This is a genomic window from Brevundimonas sp., assembly GCF_035627055.1.
In the GTDB taxonomy this organism is placed as follows: Bacteria; Pseudomonadota; Alphaproteobacteria; order Caulobacterales; family Caulobacteraceae; genus Brevundimonas.
Genome location: NZ_DASPMM010000022.1, coordinates 84,321 through 108,412, shown reverse-complemented (window position 1 = coordinate 108,412; position 24,092 = coordinate 84,321). Strand labels below are relative to the sequence as shown.

General features: G+C 67.6%; 26 protein-coding genes and 1 tRNA gene. 3 read left to right on the top strand and 24 right to left on the bottom strand.

Annotated elements, in window-relative coordinates; all coding sequences use genetic code 11:
• Positions 1–18 precede the first annotated feature (18 nt).
• The 23 genes from frr to VEA98_RS11095 form a co-directional block, all read right to left on the bottom strand.
• A complete protein-coding gene (gene frr / locus VEA98_RS11205) occupies positions 19–576 on the bottom strand; it encodes a ribosome recycling factor (protein ID WP_324814252.1) in 558 nt (185 codons plus the stop codon).
• Between the two features lie 29 nt (positions 577–605).
• Entirely contained in the window at positions 606–1,349 is a 744-nt protein-coding gene (gene pyrH / locus VEA98_RS11200) for a UMP kinase (RefSeq protein ID WP_324814250.1), read from the bottom strand.
• A 52-nt stretch (positions 1,350–1,401) separates the two neighbouring features.
• Entirely contained in the window at positions 1,402–3,075 is a 1,674-nt protein-coding gene (locus tag VEA98_RS11195) for a ribonuclease J (RefSeq protein WP_324814247.1), read from the bottom strand.
• Positions 3,072–3,854 carry a type III pantothenate kinase gene (locus VEA98_RS11190; protein ID WP_324814947.1) on the bottom strand — a complete coding sequence of 261 codons (783 nt, stop codon included), beginning with the start codon at positions 3,852–3,854 and terminating at the stop codon, positions 3,072–3,074. The genes VEA98_RS11195 and VEA98_RS11190 overlap by 4 nt, the downstream gene beginning before the upstream one ends.
• The gene (locus VEA98_RS11185; RefSeq protein ID WP_324814245.1) at positions 3,851–4,600 is read right to left on the bottom strand and encodes a biotin--[acetyl-CoA-carboxylase] ligase; all 750 of its coding nucleotides are present in this window, start codon (positions 4,598–4,600) and stop codon (positions 3,851–3,853) included. The genes VEA98_RS11190 and VEA98_RS11185 overlap by 4 nt, the downstream gene beginning before the upstream one ends.
• Positions 4,601–4,607: 7 nt before the next feature.
• Positions 4,608–6,062 carry an NADH-quinone oxidoreductase subunit NuoN gene (gene nuoN, locus VEA98_RS11180; RefSeq protein WP_324814243.1) on the bottom strand — a complete coding sequence of 485 codons (1,455 nt, stop codon included), beginning with the start codon at positions 6,060–6,062 and terminating at the stop codon, positions 4,608–4,610.
• Between the two features lie 7 nt (positions 6,063–6,069).
• Positions 6,070–7,548, bottom strand: a complete 1,479-nt coding sequence (locus VEA98_RS11175; RefSeq protein ID WP_324814945.1) for an NADH-quinone oxidoreductase subunit M — start codon at positions 7,546–7,548, stop codon at positions 6,070–6,072.
• A gap of 11 nt (positions 7,549–7,559) precedes the next feature.
• On the bottom strand, positions 7,560–9,638 hold the full coding sequence (gene nuoL / locus VEA98_RS11170) for an NADH-quinone oxidoreductase subunit L (protein WP_324814240.1): 2,079 nt from the start codon (positions 9,636–9,638) through the stop codon (positions 7,560–7,562).
• A 2-nt stretch (positions 9,639–9,640) separates the two neighbouring features.
• Complete coding sequence (gene nuoK / locus VEA98_RS11165) at positions 9,641–9,949, bottom strand: NADH-quinone oxidoreductase subunit NuoK (protein WP_324814238.1); 309 nt, start codon at positions 9,947–9,949, stop codon at positions 9,641–9,643.
• Positions 9,949–10,575, bottom strand: coding sequence for an NADH-quinone oxidoreductase subunit J (locus VEA98_RS11160; RefSeq protein WP_324814235.1), 627 nt, complete (start codon positions 10,573–10,575; stop codon positions 9,949–9,951). Before VEA98_RS11160 ends, nuoK begins: the two co-directional genes overlap by 1 nt.
• A gap of 74 nt (positions 10,576–10,649) precedes the next feature.
• A complete protein-coding gene (gene nuoI, locus VEA98_RS11155; protein ID WP_324814232.1) occupies positions 10,650–11,141 on the bottom strand; it encodes an NADH-quinone oxidoreductase subunit NuoI in 492 nt (163 codons plus the stop codon).
• On the bottom strand, positions 11,141–11,365 hold the full coding sequence (locus VEA98_RS11150; RefSeq protein ID WP_324814229.1) for a hypothetical protein: 225 nt from the start codon (positions 11,363–11,365) through the stop codon (positions 11,141–11,143). The genes nuoI and VEA98_RS11150 overlap by 1 nt, the downstream gene beginning before the upstream one ends.
• Positions 11,362–12,438: an NADH-quinone oxidoreductase subunit NuoH gene (gene nuoH, locus VEA98_RS11145; RefSeq protein ID WP_324814226.1), complete on the bottom strand. Its 1,077-nt coding sequence runs from the start codon at positions 12,436–12,438 to the stop codon at positions 11,362–11,364. Before nuoH ends, VEA98_RS11150 begins: the two co-directional genes overlap by 4 nt.
• Before the next feature lie 6 nt (positions 12,439–12,444).
• Positions 12,445–14,490 (bottom strand): NADH-quinone oxidoreductase subunit NuoG, encoded by a 2,046-nt coding sequence (gene nuoG, locus VEA98_RS11140; RefSeq protein ID WP_324814223.1) that lies wholly within the window; start codon positions 14,488–14,490, stop codon positions 12,445–12,447.
• The gene (locus VEA98_RS11135) at positions 14,490–14,987 is read right to left on the bottom strand and encodes a hypothetical protein (protein WP_324814219.1); all 498 of its coding nucleotides are present in this window, start codon (positions 14,985–14,987) and stop codon (positions 14,490–14,492) included. Before VEA98_RS11135 ends, nuoG begins: the two co-directional genes overlap by 1 nt.
• A 2-nt stretch (positions 14,988–14,989) precedes the next feature.
• Positions 14,990–16,303, bottom strand: a complete 1,314-nt coding sequence (nuoF, locus tag VEA98_RS11130) for an NADH-quinone oxidoreductase subunit NuoF (protein WP_324814216.1) — start codon at positions 16,301–16,303, stop codon at positions 14,990–14,992.
• A gap of 3 nt (positions 16,304–16,306) precedes the next feature.
• The gene (locus VEA98_RS11125) at positions 16,307–16,573 is read right to left on the bottom strand and encodes a hypothetical protein (RefSeq protein ID WP_324814213.1); all 267 of its coding nucleotides are present in this window, start codon (positions 16,571–16,573) and stop codon (positions 16,307–16,309) included.
• Positions 16,570–17,232: an NADH-quinone oxidoreductase subunit NuoE gene (gene nuoE / locus VEA98_RS11120; protein ID WP_324814210.1), complete on the bottom strand. Its 663-nt coding sequence runs from the start codon at positions 17,230–17,232 to the stop codon at positions 16,570–16,572. Before nuoE ends, VEA98_RS11125 begins: the two co-directional genes overlap by 4 nt.
• The gene (locus tag VEA98_RS11115) at positions 17,232–17,420 is read right to left on the bottom strand and encodes a hypothetical protein (RefSeq protein ID WP_324814208.1); all 189 of its coding nucleotides are present in this window, start codon (positions 17,418–17,420) and stop codon (positions 17,232–17,234) included. The genes nuoE and VEA98_RS11115 overlap by 1 nt, the downstream gene beginning before the upstream one ends.
• Positions 17,417–18,682 carry an NADH-quinone oxidoreductase subunit D gene (locus tag VEA98_RS11110; RefSeq protein ID WP_324814206.1) on the bottom strand — a complete coding sequence of 422 codons (1,266 nt, stop codon included), beginning with the start codon at positions 18,680–18,682 and terminating at the stop codon, positions 17,417–17,419. Before VEA98_RS11110 ends, VEA98_RS11115 begins: the two co-directional genes overlap by 4 nt.
• On the bottom strand, positions 18,682–19,278 hold the full coding sequence (locus VEA98_RS11105) for an NADH-quinone oxidoreductase subunit C (RefSeq protein ID WP_414642176.1): 597 nt from the start codon (positions 19,276–19,278) through the stop codon (positions 18,682–18,684). Before VEA98_RS11105 ends, VEA98_RS11110 begins: the two co-directional genes overlap by 1 nt.
• 23 nt (positions 19,279–19,301) lie before the next feature.
• A complete protein-coding gene (locus VEA98_RS11100) occupies positions 19,302–19,955 on the bottom strand; it encodes a NuoB/complex I 20 kDa subunit family protein (RefSeq protein WP_414642172.1) in 654 nt (217 codons plus the stop codon).
• Positions 19,925–20,302 (bottom strand): NADH-quinone oxidoreductase subunit A, encoded by a 378-nt coding sequence (locus tag VEA98_RS11095; protein ID WP_324814201.1) that lies wholly within the window; start codon positions 20,300–20,302, stop codon positions 19,925–19,927. The genes VEA98_RS11100 and VEA98_RS11095 overlap by 31 nt, the downstream gene beginning before the upstream one ends.
• 262 nt (positions 20,303–20,564) lie before the next feature.
• On the opposite strand from VEA98_RS11095, the gene VEA98_RS11090 reads away from it, so the two are divergent.
• A tRNA-Asp gene (locus VEA98_RS11090) sits at positions 20,565–20,641 on the top strand.
• A 76-nt stretch (positions 20,642–20,717) separates the two neighbouring features.
• Here the strand turns inward: VEA98_RS11090 and VEA98_RS11085 are convergent.
• On the bottom strand, positions 20,718–21,077 hold the full coding sequence (locus tag VEA98_RS11085; RefSeq protein ID WP_324814199.1) for a hypothetical protein: 360 nt from the start codon (positions 21,075–21,077) through the stop codon (positions 20,718–20,720).
• A 240-nt stretch (positions 21,078–21,317) separates the two neighbouring features.
• Here VEA98_RS11085 and VEA98_RS11080 point away from each other — a divergent pair, with 240 nt between their 5' ends.
• Together VEA98_RS11080 and VEA98_RS11075 are read left to right on the top strand one after the other, a co-directional pair.
• Positions 21,318–22,901 carry a DEAD/DEAH box helicase gene (locus VEA98_RS11080; protein WP_324814197.1) on the top strand — a complete coding sequence of 528 codons (1,584 nt, stop codon included), beginning with the start codon at positions 21,318–21,320 and terminating at the stop codon, positions 22,899–22,901.
• Between the two features lie 111 nt (positions 22,902–23,012).
• Positions 23,013–24,071: a GGDEF domain-containing protein gene (locus VEA98_RS11075; protein ID WP_324814195.1), complete on the top strand. Its 1,059-nt coding sequence runs from the start codon at positions 23,013–23,015 to the stop codon at positions 24,069–24,071.
• The last annotated feature ends 21 nt before the right edge of the window (positions 24,072–24,092 follow it).

Sequence of the window (24,092 nt, the reverse complement as noted above, 5' to 3'; positions counted from 1 at the left end):
CTACGGCAAAACGCGCCGTCAAACCTGCATGATCTCAACTTCCTTGGCCTTCAAGGTCTCGTCGATGCGCTTGATGGCCGCGTCGGTGTCCTTCTGGACCTCGGCCTCCATCTTCTTCTGCTCGTCCTGGCTGATCTCGGAGGCCTTCTCGGCCTTCTTGAGATCGTCGTTGGCGTCGCGACGGACGTTGCGGACCGCGATCTTCTGCTGCTCGGCGTATTTGCCGGCCAGCTTGGCCAGGTCCTTGCGGCGCTCCTCGGTCAGGGGCGGCACCGGGATGCGCAGGGTCTGGCCGTCGACGATGGGGTTGAGACCCAGGCCGGCGGCGCGGATGGCCTTCTCGACCGGCGTCACCATGCTCTTGTCCCAGACGCTGACCGAGATCATGCGGGGCTCGGGGACGCTGATCGCGGCGACGGAATGGAGCGGAGACATCGAGCCGTAGGCCTCGACCTGGACAGGTTCCAGCAGGCCGGCGTTGGCCCGGCCGGTGCGCAGGCCCGAGAACTCCTCCTTCAGCGCGCTGACCGCCTTGTCCATCCGGTCGCGGTAGGTCTTGAGATCGGGCTTTGCCATTGTCTTTTCTCTCGTTCTCGAAGGACTTGTCAGGCTGATTTAGCCTTTGAGGTGATCACCGTGAAGGTCCCCTCGCCGGTCAGGGTCTTGCGCAGCGAACCGTCCTCGCGGATCGAGAAGACCACGATCGGGATGCCGGAATCGCGCATCAGGGCGATGGCCGAGGCGTCCATGACCTTGAGGTCCTTGGCCAGAACATCGTGATAGCTGAGGGTGTCGTAGCGCGTCGCCGACGGATCTTTCTTGGGATCGGCGGTATAGACGCCGTCCACGCTGGTGCCCTTGAGCAGGGCGTCACAGCCCATTTCGGCGGCCCGCAGGGCGGCGCCGGAGTCGGTGGTGAAGAAGGGCGCGCCCACGCCGGCGGCGAAGATCACCACTCTGCCCTTCTCGAGGTGGCGCAGCGCCCGGCGGCGCACGTAGGGCTCGGCGACGGCGTTCATGGTCAGGGCGCTCTGCACCCGCGTCTGGACGCCGATCTTCTCAAGCGCCGCCTGCATGGCCAGGGCGTTCATCACCGTGGCCAGCATGCCCATGTAGTCGGCGGTGGCCCGCTCCATGTCGCCGGCGGCCTTCGACAGCCCACGGAAGATGTTGCCGCCGCCGATAACGAGGCAGATCTGGACGCCTTCGCGCGCCACGTCGGCCACCGCCTGGGCGACGGTGGCGACGGTCTTCTGGTCGATGCCGTAGGCCTGGTCGCCCATCAGCACCTCGCCGGAGACCTTGAGCAGGACGCGCTTGTAGCGGAACTCGGGCGAGGCGTCGGGCATGGGAGGTCCTTGGGCGGGGAATCGGCTCCTTATAGGAAGCCCCGCCGTCGGTTCAAAGCCTGAGGATGATCGTCTCGACAATCGGCCGCCGGTCCCAGATCTGCTGGCTGGCCTTCTTCAGGGCGCGGGCGACGGCCTGTTCGATGACCATCTCGTCCTCCAGCGCCTCGCCCTTGAGCTTCATCACCGCCGCTTCGGCGCGCTCGGCCAGATCGTCGAGGGCGTCGCCCAGCGGCGACTCCGCGTCGCCCGGCAAGCCGATGGCGCGCACGTCGATGTCGCTGACGATCTTGCCGCGCTTGTCCATGGCGAAGCTGACGATCAGCACCCCGTTGGTCGAGGCGTGGCGACGCTCATGCAGCGCCTCACCCTGTTCCGTGACCAGCCGGCCCCCGTCGACGTACAGACGCCCGCTCGGCACCTCGTCGATGATCGCGGCGGGCCCGGGCGCGAGCCGCACCATGTCGCCGTTGCGGGGCGTCACCGTCTCCGGCACGCCGATGTCCCTGGCGAGGTTGGCGTGCTCGGCGAGATGGCGGCGCATGCCGTGGGTGGGGACGGCGATCCTCGGTCGCGCCCAGGCGTACATCTGGCGCAGTTCCTCACGGCACGGGTGACCGGAAACGTGAATGCCCGGGTGGTCCCGCTCGGTGTAGATGCGCACGCCACGGTCGGACAGCTTGTCCTGCAGGCGGCCGACCGAGAGCTCGTTGCCCGGGATGACCCGCGACGAGAAGATGCAGTGGTCGCCGCGGCTCAGCTTGATGTACGGATGAGTGCCCTCGGCGACGCGCGACAGGGCCGCGCGCGGCTCGCCCTGGCTGCCGGTGCACAGGTACAGGATCTCGTCGGCGGGCCAGACGCGAGCTTCCCCCTCCGACAGGAAGGGCTGAATGCCCTCCAGCATGCCGACGGACTTGGCCGCCGCGGTGATGCGGTGCATCGACCGGCCGGCCAGAGAGACGCGACGACCCGAGGCCTCGGCGGCGCGGATGATGCTGTCCATGCGCGCCACGTTCGAAGCGAAGCAGCCGACGGCGATACGGCCCCTCAGCGAGCCGATCAGTTCCACCAGCCGGTCACGCACATCGCCCTCGGACCCCGCCACGCCCTCGACGAAGACGTTGGTGGAGTCGCACACCATCGCCAGCACGCCCTCGTCGCCGAGACGGCTGATCGCCCCGGCGTCGGTGACGCCGCCGACGATCGGATCGTCGTCGATCTTCCAGTCGCCGGTGTGCAGGACGGTGCCCAGCGGGGTGCGGATCGCCAAGCCGTTCGGCTCGGCGATCGAGTGGGTCATGGTGATGAAGTCGACCGTGAACGGGCCGAGATCGACCGTGCCCCCGAGCGGGATCTCGTGGATCTGGACCTGGTCGAGAATGCCCGCCTCGCGCAGCTTCTCGCGGATCAGGAAGGCGGTGAACGGCGTGGCGTACAGCGGCGCCTTCATCCGCGTCCAGAGCCAGCCGAGGGCGCCGATGTGGTCCTCGTGGGCATGGGTCAGGACGATGCCGCGGATGGTCTCGCCCTCAAGGAAGGCGGGGTCGGGCACGATGACATCGACGCCGGGCGTCGACAGGTCGCCGAAGGTCACGCCGACGTCGACGACGATCCATTGGCGGTCGCTCTCCGGCCCATAGCCGTAGAGGTTGAGGTTCATACCGATCTCGCCCGACCCGCCCAGCGGCAGGAAGACGAGTTCGTCAGGGGTTTGTTTTTTCATATGTCCTTGATGTGGGTATTCCGCCGCCAGATTTCGAGGAGGCCGCGGATAGTCAGGTCCGGATCAAACCGGTCGATCGAGTCTGTCGCGCCTTCGAACAGCGAGGCGACGCCGCCGGTTCCGATGACGGTCATGGGCCGGCCCCACTCCGCCTTGATGCGCGTCACCAGCCCTTCGATCAGGGCGACGTAGCCCCAGAAGACGCCGGACTGCATGTTCGAGACGGTGTCCTTGCCGATCACGCGCTCCGGCCGCTGGATGGCGATGCGCGGCAGCATGGCCGCCGCCTCGTGCAGGGCCTGCAGCGACAGGTTGATGCCCGGCGCGATCACCCCGCCCTCGAAGGCCCCGTCGGCGGCGACGACGTCGAAGGTGGTGGCCGTGCCGCTGTCGATGATGATCAGGTCGCCCGGATAGACCAGGTGCGCCCCGATGGCGTTGACCAGCCGGTCGGCCCCCGCCTCGCTGGGCTTCAGGATGCGCACGGCGATGCCGAGGTCGACATTGTCGCCGATGACCAGCGGCTCGACGCTGAGGTAGCGGCGCGACAGGTTGCGCAGGTTGAAGATCGACTGCGGCACCACGCTGGAGATGATGCAGCCGTCGAGGGCCGCCAGCTTCAGATCGTGCATCGACAACAGCTGACTGAGCCAGACCGCGTATTCGTCCGCGGTGCGGCTGCTCTCGGTGGCGGTGCGCCACTGGGCGACCCAGTCCGCTCCGTCGTGCACCGCGAACAGGGTGTTGGTGTTGCCTTGCTCGATCGCCAGAAGCATCAGGCGGCCTCCCCGAAGAATACGTCGCCGGCCGAGATCAGCCGCAGGGTGCCGTCGGCCAGCCGCAGGCGCAGCGCCCCGTCCGGCGCCACGCCCTCGGCCCGGCCCTCGACCGTCTCATGTCCCAGCCGCGCCGTCGCCGGACCGTCCAGACCCGTCGTGCGCGTCGTCCAGGCGTCCAGGACCGGCTCGAAGCCCAAGGTCGTCCAGCGCTCGAGCCAGACGGCGAAGGCCTGCGCCAAGCGCGTGGCGGCGGCCTCCGGCGAGGGTGTCGCGGCCACGTCGACCCGGAGGTGCCGGGCCAGGGCGGTCGCGGGGCGTTCGGTTCCGGCGGGCGCGTCGGCCAGGTTCACCCCGATGCCGACCGCCAGCCACAGGCCGCCCGCCGGGTGGGCGCCGGACTCGACCAGAACGCCGGAGGCCTTCTCGCCGGCCAGCATCACGTCATTCGGCCACTTGATGGCGACCAGCGACGGCGGCGCATAGGCGTCCAGCAGGTCGGCGACCGCCAGGGCGGCGACGAAGGTGATCTGGGCCGCCTCCGCCGGCGGCTTGCGGGTGGTCAGCAGCAGGGTCGCGGCCAGATTGCCGGTCTCGCTCTGCCACGTCCGCCCGCGCCGGCCCCGGCCCTCGGTCTGGCGCCGGGCGGTGATCCACAGCGGACCGGCCTCGCCGGCTTCGGCCCTGCGGCGGGCCTCCGCATTGGTGGAGTCGATCTGGTCGAGCAGCAGGAAGGGCGCGGCGGGCATGAACGCCCTACCCGGCTCCGAAACCGGCGGCGGCGGCGGCGGTCAGCGGCTGGAGCCAGGTCAGACCGATGATGACCAGCGGGAAGGCGAAGGCGGCGCAGGCCCAGGCGATGGTCTTCGCCTCGACCGGCGAGCGTTCGATCGGCTCCACGCCTTCCGGCGCCGCGTCGAACCACATCAGCTTGATGATCCGCAGATAGTAGAACCCGGCCACGACCGAGGCCACCAGGCCGGCGACCGCGGCCACCAGCAGCCAGTCGCTGTCCGCCGAGGCCGCGGCCCCGAACACGGCCCATTTGCTCCAGAAACCCGACAGCGGCGGCATGCCCAGCAGCGAAAGGCAGAGCACGGTCAGGGCGATGGACGTCACCGGCCGGTCCTTGCGCAGGCCGGCGAAGTCCTGGATGCGGCGGATCGGACGCCCGCCCCGGCTCAGCGACAGGATGACCGCGAAGAAGCCGAACTGGTCGATGACGTACAGGGTCATGAACAGCAGCATGGCGGCGACGCCGGCTTCGGTGCCCGCCGCGATGCCGAGCAGGGCGTAGCCGATGTTGGCGATCGACGAATAGGCCAGCAGGCGCTGCAGGTCGCGCTGCGCGAGGCCGCCAAAGGCGCCGACGACAAAGGAGATCAGCGAGATCAGGACCAGCACCTGGGCCCACTGGTCGTGCGAGCCGGCGAAGGCGCCTTCCAGCGTCCGCGCGATCAGCACCATGGCCGCCACCTTGGGTGCGGTCGAGAACAGCGCCACGACCGGCGTCGGCGCGCCCTCGTAGACGTCCGGCGTCCACATGTGGAACGGCGCGGCGGAGACCTTGAAGGCCAGGCCGCAGATCAGGAAGACGAGGCCGAAGATCAGGCCGGTCGAGGGGTTGGTCGTGGCGTAGGCGGCGATCTCGTCGAACCGCATCGACCCGGTGAAGCCGTAGATCAGGCTGGCGCCGTAGAGCAGCAGGCCTGACGACAGCGCCCCGAGCACGAAATACTTCAGCCCCGCCTCGGACGCCTTGAGATCGTCGCGGTGGAAGGCGGCCAGCACATAGAGGGCCAGCGAGTGCAGTTCGATGCCGACGTAGAGCGAGATCAGGTCGCCGGACGAGGCCATCATCCCCATGCCGGCCGAGGCGAGCACGATCAGGACCGGATATTCGAAACGGGCGATGCGGGTGCGCTTCATCCAGCCGTCGCCGAGCACGATGGCCACCGCGCTGGACAGGAAGATCAGGGCCTTGCCGTAGACGGCCAGAGGGTCGGCCACATAGGCGCCGTTGAAGGCCCGGCCCAGCGGGCCGGTCACGGCCAGGGCCGTGGCGCCGATCAGCAGCAGGACCGAGAGGGCGGAGACGAAACGCGCGCTCTTCTCGCCGGCGAAGGCGCCGATCATCAGCAGCACGAGGCCGCCGACCGCGAGCGCGGCTTCCGGAGCGGAGAGCTGAAGGGCGGAGGTCAAATCAGGCATCATCGTCTCACCCGCCGATCGCAAGTTGATAGGCGGAGGTCAGGGCCTCGACCGAGGCGGCGGTGTAGTCGAGCACCAGGCCGGGCTGCACGCCCAGCCAGAGGGTGCCGAGGATCAGGGGCGCGAAGATCAGGATCTCGCGCTTGTCGACGTCGGTGATGGCCTTCATCGCCGGGTTGGTGATCTCGCCGAACATGACGTTGCGGTACAGCGTCAGGGCGTAGACCGCCGAGAAGATCACGCCGGAAGCCGCGACGAAGGCCGTCCAGGTCGACACATGATAGATGCCGGTCATGGTGAGGATCTCGCCGATGAAGCCCGAGGTGCCCGGCAGGCCGACGTTGGCCATGGTGAACAGCATGAAGATGGCCGCGAACCACGGCATCCGGGCGGTCAGGCCGCCGTACAGGGCGATCTCGCGGGTGTGCATGCGGTCATAGACCACGCCGACGCAGAGGAAGAGCGCGCCCGAGATCAGGCCGTGGCTCAGCATCTGGAACACCGCGCCCTGCACGCCCTGATCGTTCCCGGCGAAGATGCCCATGGTCACGAAGCCCATGTGCGCGACCGACGAATAGGCGATCAGCTTCTTCATGTCGGTCTGCCGGAAGGCGACCAGCGAGGTGTACACGATGGCCACCGCCGACAGCACGAACACCAGCGGCGCGAACATCTGCGACGCCTGGGGGAACATCGGCAGGTTGAACAGGATGAAGCCGTAGCCCCCCAGCTTCAGCAGGATGCCGGCCAGGATGACCGAACCCGCCGTCGGGGCCTGGACGTGGGCGTCCGGAAGCCAGGTGTGGACCGGCCACATCGGCATCTTGACCGCGAAAGAGGCGAAGAAGGCCAGCCACAGCAGCGGCTGCGCATAGCCCGGGAAGGCGAAGGTCTTCAGGTCCGGGATGCTGGTCGTGCCGGCCTCGTTCGCCATCCACAGCATGGCCAGCAGCATCAGGACGGACCCGAACAGGGTGTAGAGGAAGAATTTGTAGGCCGCGTAGATGCGGTTCGCCCCGCCCCACACCCCGATGATGATGAACATCGGCACCAGGGTGCCTTCGAAGAAGATGTAGAACAGGAACAGGTCCAGCGCCGTGAACACGCCGATGCACAGCGTCTCCAGCACGAGGAAGGCGATCATGTAGTCGACCACCCGGTCCTTGATCGTGCTCCAGCTGGCCAGGATGCACAGCGGCATCAGGAAGGCCGTCAGCAGCACGAACAGGACCGAAATCCCGTCCACGCCAAGGTGATACTCGGCGCCCGCGAACCAGACGTAGCGCTCGACGAATTGATAGGCCGCGCTGGAGCTGTCGAAGCCGACCACCAGCACCGCCGAGACGGCCAGCGTGGCCAGCGTCGTGATCAGGGCGATCCAGCGCGCCGCGCCGCCCGCCCCGCCCTTGCCGAACTGGCGGGCGAGCAGGATCAGGCCTGCGCCGACCAGCGGAAGGAAGGTGACGACGCTCAGGATGAAGGGGATCTGGGGCAAGATCAGGCTCCCCACGAATAGATGGCGTAGGCGAGGAAACCGGCCACGCCGAGCAGCATCACGAACGCATAGTGGTAGACATAGCCGGACTGGAGCTTGGCCAGCCGGGCCGCGGATTTCAGCGAGGCCCAGGCCGCGCCATTGGGACCCAGCCCGTCGATGATCTTCACGTCGCCGATCTTCCAGAACAGGTCGCCGACCGCCTTGGCCCCGCGAACGAAGACGAGGTCATAGAGCTCGTCGAAATACCATTTGTTGTAAAGGAAGGCGTGGATGACGCCCCCCCTCTCGGCCATGCGGCGGGCCATGCCTTCCTTCAGGACGTAGAGCCAGAAGGCGGCGAAGGTGCCGATCAGCGACAGCACCAGCGGCGACCAGACCACCCAGGTCGGGACTTCATGGGCCTCGTGCAGGACGTGGTTGTGCGGGCCGTTGAAGATGGCCGAGCGCCAGAATTCGCCCTCGTGGTGGCCCGTGAAGAAGCCTTCGAACAGGAAGCCCGCGGCCACGGCGCCGACCGACAGCACGAGCAGCGGCACGATCATCACCCAGGGACTCTCGTGCGGCTTCAGCGGACCGTGGTGCGCATGGTCGTCGTGCGCGTGGCCGTCGTCGGCCAGCGGCTCCGAATGCGTTTCCAGCTGGGCCTGCGAGGCGTGGTCGTCGGCGTGGTGCGCCCCCTCCTCCTTCCACACCGGCTTGTTGTGGAAGGTCATGAAGATCAGCCGCCACGAATAGTAGGCGGTCAGGCCGGCGGCGACGATGCCGACGAGGAAGGCGAACAGGCCCATGGGCGAGTGGCCGCTGGCCGCCGCCGCCCAGGCGCTCTCGATGACGATGTCCTTGGAGTAGAAGCCCGCGAAGCCGCCAATGCCGGGGATGCCCAGGCCGGTGATGGCGATCGTGCCGATCATCATCACGGCGTAGGTGATCGGCAGCAGCTTCCACAGCCCGCCCATCTGCCGCATGTCCTGCTCATGGTGCATGCCGTGGATCACCGAGCCGGCGCCGAGGAACAGCAGGGCCTTGAAGAAGGCGTGGGTGAACAGGTGGAACATGGCCGCCTCATAGGCGCCCACGCCCGCGGCGAAGAACATGTAGCCGAGCTGCGAACAGGTCGAATAGGCGATGACGCGCTTGATGTCGTTCTGGGCCAGGCCGACGGTCGCGGCGAACAGGGCCGTCACCGCGCCGGTCAGGGCGATGATCTGGCTGGCGTAGGGGGCGTACTCGTAGATCGGCGACAGCAGGCAGACCATGTAGACGCCGGCCGTGACCATGGTCGCGGCGTGAATCAGGGCGGACACCGGGGTCGGCCCCTCCATGGCGTCGGGCAGCCAGGTGTGCAGGAAGAACTGGGCCGACTTGCCCATGGCGCCGATGAACAGCAGCACCCCGGCGAGATCGAGCGCCGACCAGGTGTGGCCGAGGAATTCCCAACCCGTGCCCTCGCGCGCGGCGATCATCGGGAAGAGCTCGGCGAACTCGATGGTGCCGAACATCCAGAAGACGGTGAAGATGCCGAGGGCGAAGCCGAAGTCGCCGACGCGGTTGGCCACGAAGGCCTTGATCGCGGCGGCGCTGGCGGTGGACTTCTTGTACCAGAAGCCGATCAGCAGATAGGACGCCAGCCCCACCCCTTCCCAGCCGAAGAACAGCTGCATGAAGTCGGCGGCGGTGACCAGCGCCAGCATGGCGAAGGTGAACAGCGACAGATAGGCGAAGAACCGCGGCTTGTCGGGGTCCTCCGACATATAGCCCCAGCTGTAGAGATGGACGAGCGACGACACTGTCGTGACCACGACCAGCATCACCGCCGACAGGGCGTCGATGCGGATCGACCAGTTCGACTGGAAGTCGCCGACATGGATGAAGGGCGCGACGTGGACCGTGAACGGCTCCAGATGGCCCCAGGTCCACTGGCTGAACACGATCCAGGCGATGGCGCAGGAGACGAACAGCAGACCCGTGGTGATCGACTTCGACAGCAGGTCGCCCAGCCGCCGGCCCGACAGGCCGACGATGGCCGCCCCCAACAGGGGAGCGAAGACGCCGAGAGTGACGAGAAGCTCGAGGTTCACGATCAGCCCTTCATGACCGAGGCGTCGTCGACGGCGATGTCGCCGCGATTACGGAAGAAGGTCACCAGGATGGCCAAGCCGACGGCGGCCTCGGCGGCGGCCACGGTCAGGACGAACATGGCCATGATCTGACCCGAGACGTCGTTGAGGTAGGCCGAGAAGGCGACGAAATTGATGTTCACCGCGAGCAGGATCATCTCGATCGACATCAGGATGATGATGACGTTCTTGCGGTTCACAAAAATGCCGAAGACGCCGATGGTGAACAGGATGGCGGCGACCGCCAGATAGTGCTGCAGGGTGATTTCCATCAGATCAGGTCCTCGGCGGAAACGCCCTCGCCGGTGGCCGCGCCCTTGACCTCGACGGCCGTCTTCCGGTCGCGGTTGACTTGGTCGTGGGCGTTCTGGCGCTTGATGTTGGGCTTGTGGCGCAGGGTCAGGACGATGGCGCCGATCATGGCGATCAGCAGCACGATCCCCGCCGCCTGGAAGATGTAGACATAGTCGGTGTAGAGCACCCGGCCGATCGCCTCGGCGTTGGTGGCGTCGGCCAGGGCGGTCGCGGGGGCGGTCGCGTCGGCGGCGGCCCCGCCGTTCACCACCACCAGCGAGATCATGATCATCTCGGCCAGCAGCACGCCGGCCACGATCGCCGCCAGGGGCAGGTAGCGCGCATAGCCCTCCCGCAGCCTCACGAAGTCGACGTCCAGCATCATGACCACGAACAGGAACAGCACCGCGACGGCGCCGACGTAGACCACCACCAGCAGCATCGCCAGGAACTCCGCGCCGAGCAGCACGAACAGTCCCGCCGACGAGAAGAAGGTCAGGATCAGCCACAGGACGCTGTGCACGGGGTTCTTCGCGGTGACGACCATCAGGCCGCCCGCCACGGCCACCGCCGCCAGCAGATAGAAGGCGAGTCCTTGCAACATCTGAGGCTATCGCCCCTTTCGATTATGGCCGTCGATCCCCCTCGGAATCGCCCGGCCCGTCCAGCGGTTGCGCCTTACCGGTAAGGCGCGTCGAGTTCCAGATTCTTCGCGATCAACCGCTCCCAGCGGTCGCCGTTCGAAAGCAGTTTTTCCTTGTCGTAGAGCAGCTCTTCCCGGGTCTCGACGGTGAACTCCGAGTTCGGGCCCTCGACGATGGCGTCCACCGGGCAGGCTTCCTGGCACAGGCCGCAGTAGATGCACTTCACCATGTCGATGTCGTAGCGGGTCGTGCGGCGGCTGCCGTCGGCGCGCGGTTCGGCCTCGATGGTGATGGCCTGGGCCGGGCAGATGGCCTCGCACAGCTTGCAGGCGATGCAGCGTTCCTCGCCGTTCGGATAGCGGCGCAGGGCGTGCTCGCCCCGGAAGCGCGGCGACTGCGGATTGCGCTCGAACGGGTAGTTCACGGTGGCCTTGGGCCGCGCCATGTATTTCAGCGACAGGCCGATGGCGCCGATGACGTCCAGCATCATCGCGCCTTTGGTCGCCTGGACGAGACGGGTGAACATCAGTCTTGGTCTCCGGAGACGCCGCGGCAGAGCTCGGCCTTGCGCGGGTCTTCATCCTTGGTGATGCGGCACAGCCGCTCGCGTTCGGCCATTTCCCGCTCGACGGCCTGCTGGCGCCGTTCCCACTGGTAGACCGAGACCGGCTCGGGCTCGTAGGTCGGAATGGCGCAGGCGCTCGTGGTCGCGGCGGCCAGCAGCAGGGTCAGGGTCAGAAGCCGGCTCATGCGCCCCACCCATACAGACGCGAGGCGACGCGCCAGCCCGACACGATGACCACGGCGACCAGCGACGTCGGCAGGAAGATCTTCCAGCCCAGCCGCATCAGCTGATCGTAGCGGTAGCGCGGCACGAAGGCCTTCACCATGGCGATCATGGCGAACCAGAAGATGATCTTGGCGAAGAACACCAGGAAGTAGAGCAGGTTGGCCAGGAACTCGGGCCAGTCGTTGAGGAAGTCGGTCGGGAAGCCCGGGTTCCAGCCGCCGAAGAACAGCAGGCTGATCATGGCGCACATGAAGACGATGTTGGCGTATTCGCCGATCATGAACAGCAGGTAGGGCGTCGAGCTGTATTCGACCTGATAGCCGGCCACGAGCTCCGACTCCGCCTCCGGCAGGTCGAACGGCGGGCGGTTGGTCTCGGCCAGGGCCGAGATGAAGAAGATGATCGCCATCGGGAACATGACGACGATGGTCGGCCAGGTCGCCAGTCCGCCGCCAAAGGCGAACCAGTTCCAGGCCCAGCCGCCCTGCTGGACGACGATCTGGGTCAGGTTCATCGTCCCCGACAGGATGATGACGTTGATGATCACCAGGCCGATCGACACCTCGTACGACACCATCTGCGCCGCCGATCGCAGCGAACCCAGGAACGGATACTTCGAGTTCGAAGCCCAGCCGCCCATGATGATGCCGTAGACGCCCAGCGAGCTGATGGCGAAGATGTAGAGGATGCCGACGTTCAGGTCGGAGATGACCCAGCCCGGGGCGAACGGGATCGCCGCCCAGGCGATGAAGGCCAACACGAAGGTCAGCAGCGGCGCCAGCAGGAAGATCACCTTGTCGGCGCCCGCCGGCACGACGATTTCCTTCAGCACGAATTTGAAGAAGTCGGCGAACGACTGCAGCAGGCCGAACGGACCCACGACGTTGGGGCCCTTGCGCATCTGCACGCCCGCCCAGATCTTGCGGTCGGCCAGCAGCAGGAAGGCCAGCGAGATCAGGATGCCGACGGTGACCAGCAGGATGCCGCCCGCCGTGATCAGGGTCCAGCCGAGAGGGGTGCTCCAGAAATCCATCGGGCCTTACTCCGCCGCCATCGCGACCGGGGCCACCCGCAGGGCGGACAGCTCGGCCATGGTCACGCTGGCGCGCGCGATCGGGTTGTTGAGATACGGGTCGCGGACCGCCGAGTGGAAGGCCGTGTCGCCGAGGTCGCCCTTCTTGCCGAGGCCGGCCACGTCGAACGAGGCCGCGGGCGGCAGATAGTCGATGCGGCCGAAGGTCGGATGGTCGGCCATCAGCCTGGAGCGCAGGGCGTCGAGGGTATCGTACGGCAGGGTCTGGCCGACCAGCGCCGACAGGGCGCGCAGGATGGCCCAGTCTTCCTTCGCCTGGCCCTTCGGGAAGACGGCGCGTTCGGCCATCTGAACGCGGCCCTCGGTGTTGACGTAGATCCCCGGCTTCTCGGTATAGGCCGCGCCCGGCAGGATGACGTCCGCGCCGTGCGCGCCGCGATCGCCGTGGCTGCCCAGATAGACGCGGAAGGCCTTGGACTTCGACAGGTCGATCTCGTCGGCGCCCAACAGGAACAGCAGGTCCAGCGCGCCCTTCCCGGCCATCTGCGCGGCGGTCAGGCCGCCCTCGCCCGGGACAAACCCCATGTCCAGCCCGGCGACCCTTGAAGCGGCGCTGTGCAGCACATTGAAGCCGTTCCAGCCCTCGGTCACGACGCCGACCTTCTTCGCCAGCGCGCCCAGCGCGTTCAGCACGGCCGGTCCGGTGTCCCCGGTCAGGGCGCCGGCGCCGACGATGATCGCCGGCCGCTCGGCCTTGCTGAGGAAGTCCATCGCCGCCTTGGGCAGCTTGGCCAAGGTCTTCGAGCCGGCCCCGAGCCAGCTGTAATCGAAGGTCAGATCGATCTGGTCGCCGATCACCCCCACCTGGGTCTTGCCGGTCAGCCACGCCTTGCGCAGGCGGGCGTTCAGCAGCGGCGCCTCGGTGCGCGGATTGGCTCCGACGATGAGGACGGCGTCCGCCTTTTCAACGCCTTGCAGGCCAGAGTTGAACAGCCATCCCTCGCGCGGCCCGTGGCCGAGCGCCACGCCGTCCTGGCGGCAGTCGGTGTTGGGCGAACCCAGGGCGCGGAACAGATCCAGCGCCGCCTTCATCGATTCCGCGTCCTGCAGGTCGCCGGCGACGACGCCGATCTTCTCCGGCTTCGCGGCCTTGATCCTGTCGGCGACGACGCCGAGCGCCTCCTCCCAGGAGGCCACGCGCAGCTTGCCGTTCTCGCGCACATAGGGCCGGTCGAGCCGCTGGCGCTGCAGGCCGTCGACGACATAGCGGCTGATGTCCGACAGCCACTCCTCGTTGACGCCCTCGTTGACGCGGGGCAGCACGCGCATGACCTCGGGGCCGCGGGCGTCGACGCGGATGTTGGAGCCCAGCGCGTCCATGACGTCGATCGACTCGGTCTTCTTCAGCTCCCAGGGCCGGTAGTGGAACTGCCAAGGCCGGTGCGTCAGGGCGCCGACGGGGCACAGGTCGTTGACGTTGCCCGACAGTTCGGAGTCGATGTTCTTCTCGAGGTAGGTGGTGATCTCGGCGTCCTCGCCGCGCGAGATCATGCCGATGTCCGGCACGCCGGCGACCTCGGTGATGAAGCGGACGCAACGGGTGCACTGGATGCACCGCGTCATGAAGGTCTTCACCGTCGGACCCATGTTCTTTTCTTCGACGGCGCGCTTGTTCTCCGCATAGCGGGAACCGTCGCGGCCATAGCCCATGGCCTGGTCCTGCAGGTCGCACTCGCCGCCCTGGTCGCAGATCGGGCAGTCCAGCGGGTGGTTGATGAGCAGGAACTCCATCACCCCTTCGCGGGCCTTCTTGACCATCGGCGTGTCGGTGAAGATCTCCTGGCCGTCGGCGGCCGGCAAGGCGCACGAAGCCTGCGGCTTCGGCGGTCCGGGCTTCACCTCGACCAGGCACATGCGGCAGTTGCCGGCGATCGACAGCCGCTCGTGGTAGCAGAAACGCGGAATCTCGTGGCCGGCCTTCTCGGCGACCTGGAGCACGGTCATGCCGGGCTCGAACTCGGTTTCTACGCCGTTGACCTTGGCGACGGGCATCAGCGGGCCTCTTGCTCAGCAGCCACGGCATAGGTCTCCGTGGCGGTCGTCCCATCCGGGAGCGTCGTGTTGATGGTCACGGCGCCGCCGTCAAGGACGAAGCGCGTCACCGGGTCGCCGGACTGGTTCATCCAGCGGTTCTGTTCGGGCGTCGGGGCGTCGACCGGCTTCCAGGTGATCAGGTCGCCCTCGACCCGGCACTGGGCGCGGCGGCGGCCGCCGTCGACCGGCGCGCGCCACGAGGCGTTGACGATTTCGCCGTCGAGGCCGTCGATCGCGATGTCGCCCAGTTGCTGCCCGTGGATCGCCGCCAGACCGGCCTGACAGACCCGGCGCAGGGCGGCGGCGTCCAGCACCGCGGGCGCGGCCGGCGCGACGTCGGTCTTCGCCGGCGCGGTGGAAACCACCTCGGCCGGCGTCGGCGCGCCCTCCTCCGCCCGCTCGCCGCAGGCGGCGAGGGCGAAGGGCGCCAGCATCAGGACCGCGAAAGCGCGCATCGTCACTCCGCCGCGATCGCGTGGCCGGCGAAGTTCGCGCGGCGGCTGCGGTAGCTCGCTATGCGTTCTTCGATCTCGTGGCGGAAATGCCGGATAAGGCCCTGCACCGGCCAGGCCGCGGCGTCGCCGAGGGCGCAGATGGTGTGGCCCTCGACCTGGCCGGCCACGTCCAGCAGCAGGTCGATCTCCGACGGGTCGGCCTCGCCGATCGCCATCCGCTCCAGCACCCGCCACATCCAGCCGGTCCCCTCGCGGCACGGCGTGCACTGGCCGCAGCTCTCGTGCTTGTAGAAGTACGAGATGCGGGCGATGGCGCGGACCAGGTCGGTCGACTGGTCCATGACGATCACCGCCGCCGTGCCGAGGCCCGAGCGCATCTCGCGCAGGCTGTCGAAATCCATCAGCGCCGTCTCGGACATCTCGCGGGTGATCAGCGGCACCGACGAGCCGCCGGGGATCACCGCCTTCAGATTGTCCCAGCCGCCGCGCACGCCGCCGCAGTGCTCTTCCAGCAGCTGCTTCAGCGGGATCGACATCGCCTCTTCGACATTGCACGGCCGGTTCACATGGCCGCTGATGGTCATCAGCTTGGTGCCGGTGTTGTTCGGACGGCCGAAGCCCGCGAACCAGTCCGCGCCGCGGCGCAGGATGGTGCCGACGACGGCGATCGACTCGACGTTGTTGACCGTGGTCGGGCAGCCGTAGAGGCCCGCGCCGGCCGGGAACGGCGGCTTCAGGCGCGGCTGGCCCTTCTTGCCCTCCAGGCTCTCCAGCAGGGCCGTCTCTTCACCGCAGATATAGGCCCCGGCGCCGTGGTGGATGTAGACGTCGAAGTCCCAGCCGTGGACGTTGTTCTTGCCGATGAGCCGCGCTTCATAGGCCTGCTTGACCGCGGCCTCCATGCGCTCGCGCTCCAGCACATATTCGCCGCGCAGGTAGATGTAGCAGGCGTGCGCCTGCATCGCGAAGCTGGCGATCAGGCAACCCTCGATCAGCAGTTGCGGATCGTGGCGCATGATCTCCCGGTCCTTGGCGGTCCCGGGTTCCGACTCGTCGGCGTTGACCACCAGATAGTGCGGCCGGTCCTTGAGCTCCTTGGGCATGAAGGACCACTTCAGGCCGGTCGAGAAGCCGGCGCCGCCGCGGCCGCGCAGGCCGGAGTTCTTGACGTTGGTGATGATCCAGTCGCGCCCGAGGTCGAGCATGTCCTTGGTGGCGTTCCACGCCCCACGGCTCTTCGCGCCCTCGAGGCTCCAGTCCTGGAGACCATAGAGGTTGGTGAAGATGCGATCCTTGTCTTCGAGGATTCCGACCATGATTCAGTCCATCTCCGCCATGCGGCGGCGGTGATAACGGGTGCGCAGGAAGATGGCGGCCAGCATCAGGGCCCAGCCGAACGCCAGCGCGGCGTACCCGGCCCATTGCACGGCAGGCGCGGCCGCTCCGGCATAACCGGCGGCCCAGACGGCGACGGCGCCGAGAATGACCAGGGCGAAGCCGGCCAGCCGCGGGTTGCGGCCGACCACGCGCAGCTCGGCGCGGTAGCGCGCGACGGCTTCGTCGTCGGACAGGTCGGGGCGGGTCACGCGGTCACCGGATCGCTGTTGGGCAGCTTCCTGATCGGCTTGGCGGCCGAGCCGTCATAGAGTTTCGGATCGGTCAGGGTCAGGGCCCCGCCTTCCGGCTCCGAACTGGCGCGGCCGACGCGGCTGCCCGGTTTCGGCGACTTGCCGGCGGCGAAGTCGTCGATGATCTGGGCCATGCTCTCGGCGGTCAGGTCTTCGAAATAGTAGTCGTTGATCTGAGCCATCGGCGCGTTGGCGCAGGCGCCGAGGCACTCGACCTCCTGCCAGGTGAAGCGGCCGTCGGCGCTCAGCACGTCCTTCGGACCGATCCGGTCCTTGCAGACCTTCATCAGCTCCCCTGCTCCGCGCAGCATGCACGGCGTGGTGCCGCACACCTGGATAAGCGCAGCCGATCCAACGGGTTCGAGCTGGAACATGGTGTAGAAGGTCGCCACCTCCAGCACCCGGATGAAGGGCATGCCCAGCAGTTCGCCGATGGCGCGGATAGCCGGTTCGGAGACCCAGCCCTCCTGCTTCTGGACCAGCCACAGGATCGGGATCACCGCCGACTGACGACGGTCGGCGGGATATTTGGCGATCCACCAGTCGGCCTTGGCCCGGGTCGCCTTGGAGAAGGCGAACGAGGCCGGCTGTACCTTGGCGAGACGACGAACGCTCATCAGACTTCCATCTCCGAGGACACGACGCCCTCTCCCAGCATCTTCTTGCGCACCGTCAGAACCTTGTGTTGCGCCTGCCGCCTGACGACGAAACAGTGTGTCTGGGTTCCGGAGCTGTCGGTGCCGACCGAATAATCGACGATCTCCCAGCCCTGCTTGACGAGATCGCTCAAGGGCTTGTCGCTCATCGGTCGACTTCCCCGAACACGATGTCGAGCGAGCCGAGGATGGCGCTCACGTCGGCCAGCATGTGGCCGCGGTTCATCCAGTCCATGGCTTGCAGGTGCTTGAAGCCCGGGGCGGCGATCTTCACCCGGTACGGCTTGTTGGTGCCGTCCGAGACCAGATAGACGCCGAACTCGCCCTTCGGCGCTTCGACGGCGGCGTACACCTCGCCCTCCGGCGTGCGGAAGCCCTCGGTGAACAGTTTGAAGTGGTGGATCAGCGACTCCATCGACCGCTTCATCTCGCCCCGCCGCGGCGGCACGATCTTGTTGTCCTCGGCGATGACCGGTTCGCCCGGGCAGTTGCGCAGCTTGTGGATGCACTGCTCCATGATCCGCACCGACTGCTTCATCTCCTCGATGCGGCACAGGTAGCGGTCCCAGCAGTCGCCGTTCTTGCCGACGGCGATGTCGAACTCAAGGTCGGCGTAGCATTCGTATGGCTGCGACTTGCGCAGGTCCCACGGGATGTCCGAGCCGCGCAGCATCACGCCGGTGAAGCCCCAGGCCAGCGCCTGCTCCTTCGAGACCACGCCGATGTCGACGTTGCGTTGCTTGAAGATGCGGTTCTCGGTGATCAGGGACTCGATGTCCTTGAGCGCCGCCGGGAATTCGAGGCACCAGCGGCCGATGTCGTCGATCAGGTCGGGCGACAGGTCCTGGTGCACGCCGCCGGGGCGGAAATAGTTGGCGTGCAGGCGCGACCCGGAGGCGCGCTCATAGAACACCATCAGCTTCTCGCGTTCCTCGAAGCCCCACAGCGGCGGCGTCAGGGCGCCGACGTCCATGGCCTGGGTCGTCACGTTCAGCAGGTGCGACAGGATGCGGCCGATCTCGGAATACAGCACCCGGATCAGCTGGCCGCGGTAGGGAACGTCGAGGCCCAGCAGCTTCTCGATGGCCAGGCAGAAGGCGTGCTCCTGGTTCATCGGCGCGACGTAGTCGAGCCGGTCCATGTAGGGCACGTTCTGCAGATAGGTCCGCGCCTCCATCAGCTTTTCGGTGCCGCGGTGCAGCAGACCGATATGCGGATCGACGCGCGTGACCAGTTCGCCGTCCAGCTCCAGCACGAGGCGAAGCACCCCGTGCGCAGCGGGGTGCTGGGGGCCGAAATTGATCGTGAACTTCCGGTCGTCGAGCGAGCGGGCGTGCTCGGTGCGCCGGTCGTCCTCGAACACGTCGACGGAGGCGCCCAGCGGCGCCGGAATGTGCGAACCTTCCGCCATCAGCCCTGAACCTTCTCGTCGCCCGGCAGCACCGGGGCGGGGTATTCCGCGCCTTCCCACGGCGACTGGAAGTCGAAATTGCGGAATTCCTGGGTCAGGCGCACCGGCTCGTAGACCACTCGCTTCTGCTCTTCGTCGTAGCGGACCTCGACGTAGCCCGTCATCGGGAAGTCCTTGCGCAGCGGATGCCCCTGGAAGCCGTAGTCGGTCAGCAGGCGGCGCAGGTCCGGGTGATCCGAGAACAGCATGCCGTACATGTCGAACGCCTCGCGCTCGAACCAGTCTGCGTTGGGATAGACGGTGATTACGCTGGGCACCGGCCTGTGCTCGTCGGTCGCGACCTTGACGCGGATGCGCGTGTTCCGGGTCAGCGACAGCAGGTGATAGACCACCTCGAACCGCTCTTCGCGATCGGGAAAATCCACGCCGCACAGGTCGACCAGCTGCTGGAAGCCGAAGCGGTCGCGCAGCGCGGTCAGGACGGCGACGATGCCGTCCCGGTCCGCGACCAGCGTCAGCTCGCCGAACGCCACCTGGGCCTGCACGCCCAGCGCGCCGACCATCTCGGCGCCCAGCGGCGTCAGCGCCGACTCGATCTCTTCAATGCGGGCCAGGGCGTTCATCGTTCGATCGTCCCCGTCCGCCGGATCTTCTTCTGCAGCTGCAGCAGGCCGTACAGCAGCGCCTCCGCCGTCGGCGGGCACCCCGGCACATAGGCGTCCACCGGCACCACCCGGTCACAGCCCCGAACAACGCTGTAGCTGTAGTGGTAATACCCGCCGCCGTTGGCGCACGAGCCCATGGACAGCACATACCGCGGGTCCGGCATCTGGTCGTAGACCTTGCGCAGGGCCGGGGCCATCTTGTTGGTCAGGGTGCCGGCGACGATCATCAGGTCCGACTGGCGCGGGCTGGCTCGCGGGGCCATGCCGAACCGCTCCATGTCGTAGCGCGGCATGGACGCCTGCATCATCTCCACGGCGCAGCAGGCCAGGCCGAAGGTCATCCACATCAGCGAGCCGGTCCGCGCCCAGTTGATCACGTCGTCCAGCGAGGTGGTGATGAAGCCGCGCTCCCCGAGCTCGGCGTTGACCTGCTCGAAGAATTTGTCATGCACGGCCGGATCATAGCCCTGCACGAGGGTCCGCCCCGCCTGTCCGAAAGCGACCGGCGACGACGGCGCGCCGGACGGCGACGCACCCTGATTGCCCGCCCCGATCAGGGGGAAGGTGTTATCGGTGGTCACTCCCATTCGAGCGCGCCCTTCTTCCATTCGTAGATGAAGCCGACGGTCAGAACGCCCAGGAAGACCATCATCGACCAGAAGGCGAACACCATGCCGGCGTGCGACAGGTCGAACATCGACACCGCCCACGGGAACAGGAAGGCCACTTCCAGGTCGAAGATGATGAACAGGATCGAGACCAGGTAGAAGCGCACGTCGAACTTCATGCGCGCGTCGTCGAAGGCGTTGAAGCCGCACTCATAAGCCGACAGCTTCTCGGAGTCCGGGTTCTTCGGGGCCAGCACCCAGGCGGCCAGCATGAAGCCGAGCCCGAGCGCCGTCGCGATTCCGAGGAAGACCACGATCGGCAGATATTCGAGAAGGAATGCATTCATCCGGAAGGGACCTCGTCCGCCGAAAGGGAGGGGGCGGATTCGGCGCTTTCTAGACCCGGAACCGCGCCCGTTCAAACCCATGCGGCGAAAGGTTTTTCTTGAGAATGGTTCGCAGTTTGCGAGGCCGTGACCGGGCCTGGCCGCGCCCGCGGCAAAGCGCCGAAAAACTGTCGAAGTCAGCGGCTTCCTCGCTTGACAGTGCGAGGCGCCCCCGCCTAAACGACGCCCCTCGCCGCGACGCACTGCTTCGCGGCCGGGAAACGCGGGTGTAGCTCAGTTGGTTAGAGTGCCGGCCTGTCACGCCGGAGGTCGCGGGTTCGAGCCCCGTCACTCGCGCCATTCCCTCTGATATCGCAGTCAGGGAATGGCGCTTTCCGCTCCGCGAGCGGTCCCCTCTCTCATATGTAGCAAGGCGTCAGTTGCGCCCGGCGATCAGCACGTTGCTGACGCGGCGGCCGAGAGGGTCGCGCGATTGCCAGGTCTCTCCGACATCGGCGTCGATCATCTGGGTGCAGAAGCGCGGGATCAGCATGTTGGGCCGGATGTTGGTGAGACAGACGCGCTCGCCCCTCACCGACCAGCGCGCCGACAGCCGGCGGCCGTCCGAGAACTGCGCAAGGTAGGTGCCGTCCGGGTTGAACCAGTGCTTGACCCAGCCCCCGTCCGCGTAGCGGGACAGCACCGTGTTTCCGAATGCGGCGTTGATATCGGCCCGGCCCGGGCTCGCTACCAGACAGGCGGCCAGAACGGTCGCCGCGGTAAGCGTGCGAAGCATACAGTAACCCCTACTCAGCCCTTCCCGGGGCGGACTATTAACAATCGGTTAGGGGTTGCCAACCCCTCTCGCCGTCCTCGCGAATAGTTGACTCTGGCGTGGGGGCTTCTATATGCGGCGCACGTTCGGGACAGGACTGGCGAATCCGCGCCGCCCGCTCGCCCATGGCAAGGGCGGTTCCGCGACATCGCACGACGGCCCGATGCGCGGGACGTCCTTCAGTATCTGTCCAAAGGACCCATGACCGAATTCTCCCAGCTGGGCCTCTCGCCCACGACCCTGCAAGCGGTCGCCGACACCGGCTACACGACCGCCACCCCGATCCAGGCCCAGGCCATTCCCGTGGCGCTCGCCGGACGCGACGTTCTCGGCATCGCCCAGACCGGCACCGGCAAGACCGCCGCCTTCACCCTCCCGCTCATCGACCGACTGTCCAAGGGCCGCGCCCGCGCCCGGATGCCCCGCGCCCTGGTGCTGGCGCCGACCCGCGAACTGGCCGACCAGGTCGCCTCCAGCTTCGAGAAATACGCCAAGGGCACCAAGCTGAGCTGGGTGCTGCTGATCGGCGGCGTCTCCATGGGCGACCAGGTGGCGGCGCTGAACAAGGGCGTCGATGTCCTGATCGCCACCCCCGGCCGCCTGCTGGACCTGTTCGAACGCGGCAAGATGCTGCTGACCGGTGTCGAGCTGATGGTGGTCGACGAGGCCGACCGCATGCTCGACATGGGCTTCATCCCGGACATCGAACGCATCTTCAAACTGACGCCGCCGAAGCGCCAGACGCTGTTCTTCTCGGCCACCATGCCGCCCGAGATCACCCGCCTGACCACCCAGTTCCTCAAGGACCCGACCCGGATCGAGGCTTCGCGCCCGGCGATGACGGCCGAGACCATCACCCAGTATCTGGTGCGCATCCCGTCCAGCGATCCGAAGATGAAGCGCGCCGCCCTGCGCGCCCTGATCGGCCGCTCCGACGTCCGCAACGGCATCGTCTTCTGCAATCGCAAGTCCGAGGTCGACGTCGTCGCCAAATCGCTGAAGCAGCACGGCTTCGACGCCGCGCCGATCCACGGCGACCTGGACCAGTCGCTGCGCATGAAGACCCTGGCGGCCTTCCGCTCGGGCGAGCTCAAGCTGCTGGTCGCCTCCGACGTCGCGGCGCGCGGGCTGGACATCCCCGATGTCAGCCACGTCTTCAACTACGACGTCTCGCACCACGCCGACGACTATGTGCACCGCATCGGCCGCACCGGCCGCGCCGGCAAGACCGGCCAGACCTTCATGATCGTCACGCCGGCCGACGACCGGTCGCTCGACAAGGTCCTCAAGCTCATCAAGATGAAGCCCGAGGAACTGACGCTGGACAGCGCCGATCTCGGCGGCGGCTCGGGCCGTCGTCCGGAGAAGGCCGAGCGGGCCGAGCCGGCGCGGGAGCGCAGCGACCGTCCCTCGCGCTCGCGTCGGGCTCCGGCCAGCGCCGACACGCCCGCGGCCGAGCCGGCTGAGCCGGCCGAGGCCGCCGCCCCCCTGACCCCGCCGGAGACCGAGGCCCCCGACGTCCAGCCCGCCGCGCCGTCGCGCCGGAGCCGCAGCCGCCGCGGCGCCAAGGCCGCCCCGGCCGCCGAGGCTCCTGTCGAGACGGCCGCCGCCGACCCCGCGCCCCCGACGGCCCCCCAGGAGCGGCCGGCCCAGCAGGCTCACCTGCGCCAGTCGGACCGTCGCGGGTCGCGGACGGAAGCGGAACCGCAGCGCGCCAACGGCCGTCCGTTCGGCGAAGCCGAGGTCCCGGCCTTTCTGCGCCGCGCCGTGTCGATCAAGACCTAGCCCGCTGCGATCACGGGGTTTCCGCACCGGATTTAACCCGGCGTTACGGAACCCCGGCCTAGCCTCCGGCCATCAGGTCGCCATCCGCAGGCGATCCGCCAGAGGACGTCCATGACGGAACCGGTCGAAGCCACGCTGAGGGGACCCGAAGCCTATTCCCTGGCGCGGCGGGCCGTTGAGGCGATGGAAGCCGCGTCGGTCTGGCCGACCCCGCTCAATTTCGAACTCTGGCTGCAGTATCTCGGCGACCCCGAAGGGGCGCTCGGCCGCGAAATCGAGCGCATGCTCTCGGCGGGCGAACCGTTCACCGAAGAGGTGGCCGAGGTGCTGGCCGCCGAATACCTGCCTCGCGGCCGGCTGACGGAGGAGATCCGCGACGCCGGCCGGGTGCTGGACCGTGAACTGTCCAGCGTCACCGAAGCGATCTCCCGCGCCCACAAGGCCCAGTCCGACTATGGCCGCACCCTTGAGGGCGCCGCCGGCAGCCTGGACTCCGCGCCCGGCGCGCCCCAGCTCCGCGCCATCGTCTCCGACCTGTCCGGGGCGACGCGGAAGATCAAGCTCGACAACGAGGCGCTCGAGCGGAAGCTGGAGCTGTCGACGCGCGAGATCGCCCGGCTCAGCGAACATCTCGAGCAGGTGCGCCGGGATTCCATGACGGACGCCCTGACCAATCTGGCCAACCGCAAGGCCTTCGACGAACAGCTGGAGGGCGCCTGCGAGACGGCCCTGCTCGAGGGCGCCCGCCTGTCGCTGGCCGTGCTCGACATCGACCATTTCAAGCGCTTCAACGACACTTGGGGCCATCAGACCGGCGATCAGGTGCTGCGCTACGTGGGCAGCGTGCTGGCCAAGGCCGCGAAGTCCCCCCGCATCGCGGCCCGCTACGGCGGCGAGGAGTTCGCCATCATCTTCCCGGGCGAAAGCCTGCCCGAGGTCGAGGCGGCGCTGGAAGCCGTGCGCAAGGAGATCGGCTCTCGATCGCTGCGTCGCCGTTCGACCAACGACGACCTCGGCGCCGTCACCGTCTCGATCGGCTTCGCCCACCGGCGGGCCAGCGAAACCGCCACCAGCCTGCTCGGCCGCGCCGACGCCGCCCTCTACGCCTCGAAACGCTCGGGGCGGAATCGCGTCACCTGCGCCGACTGGCTGGACGACGCAGCCGCCTAGACCCGGCGCCAAATCGCGCCA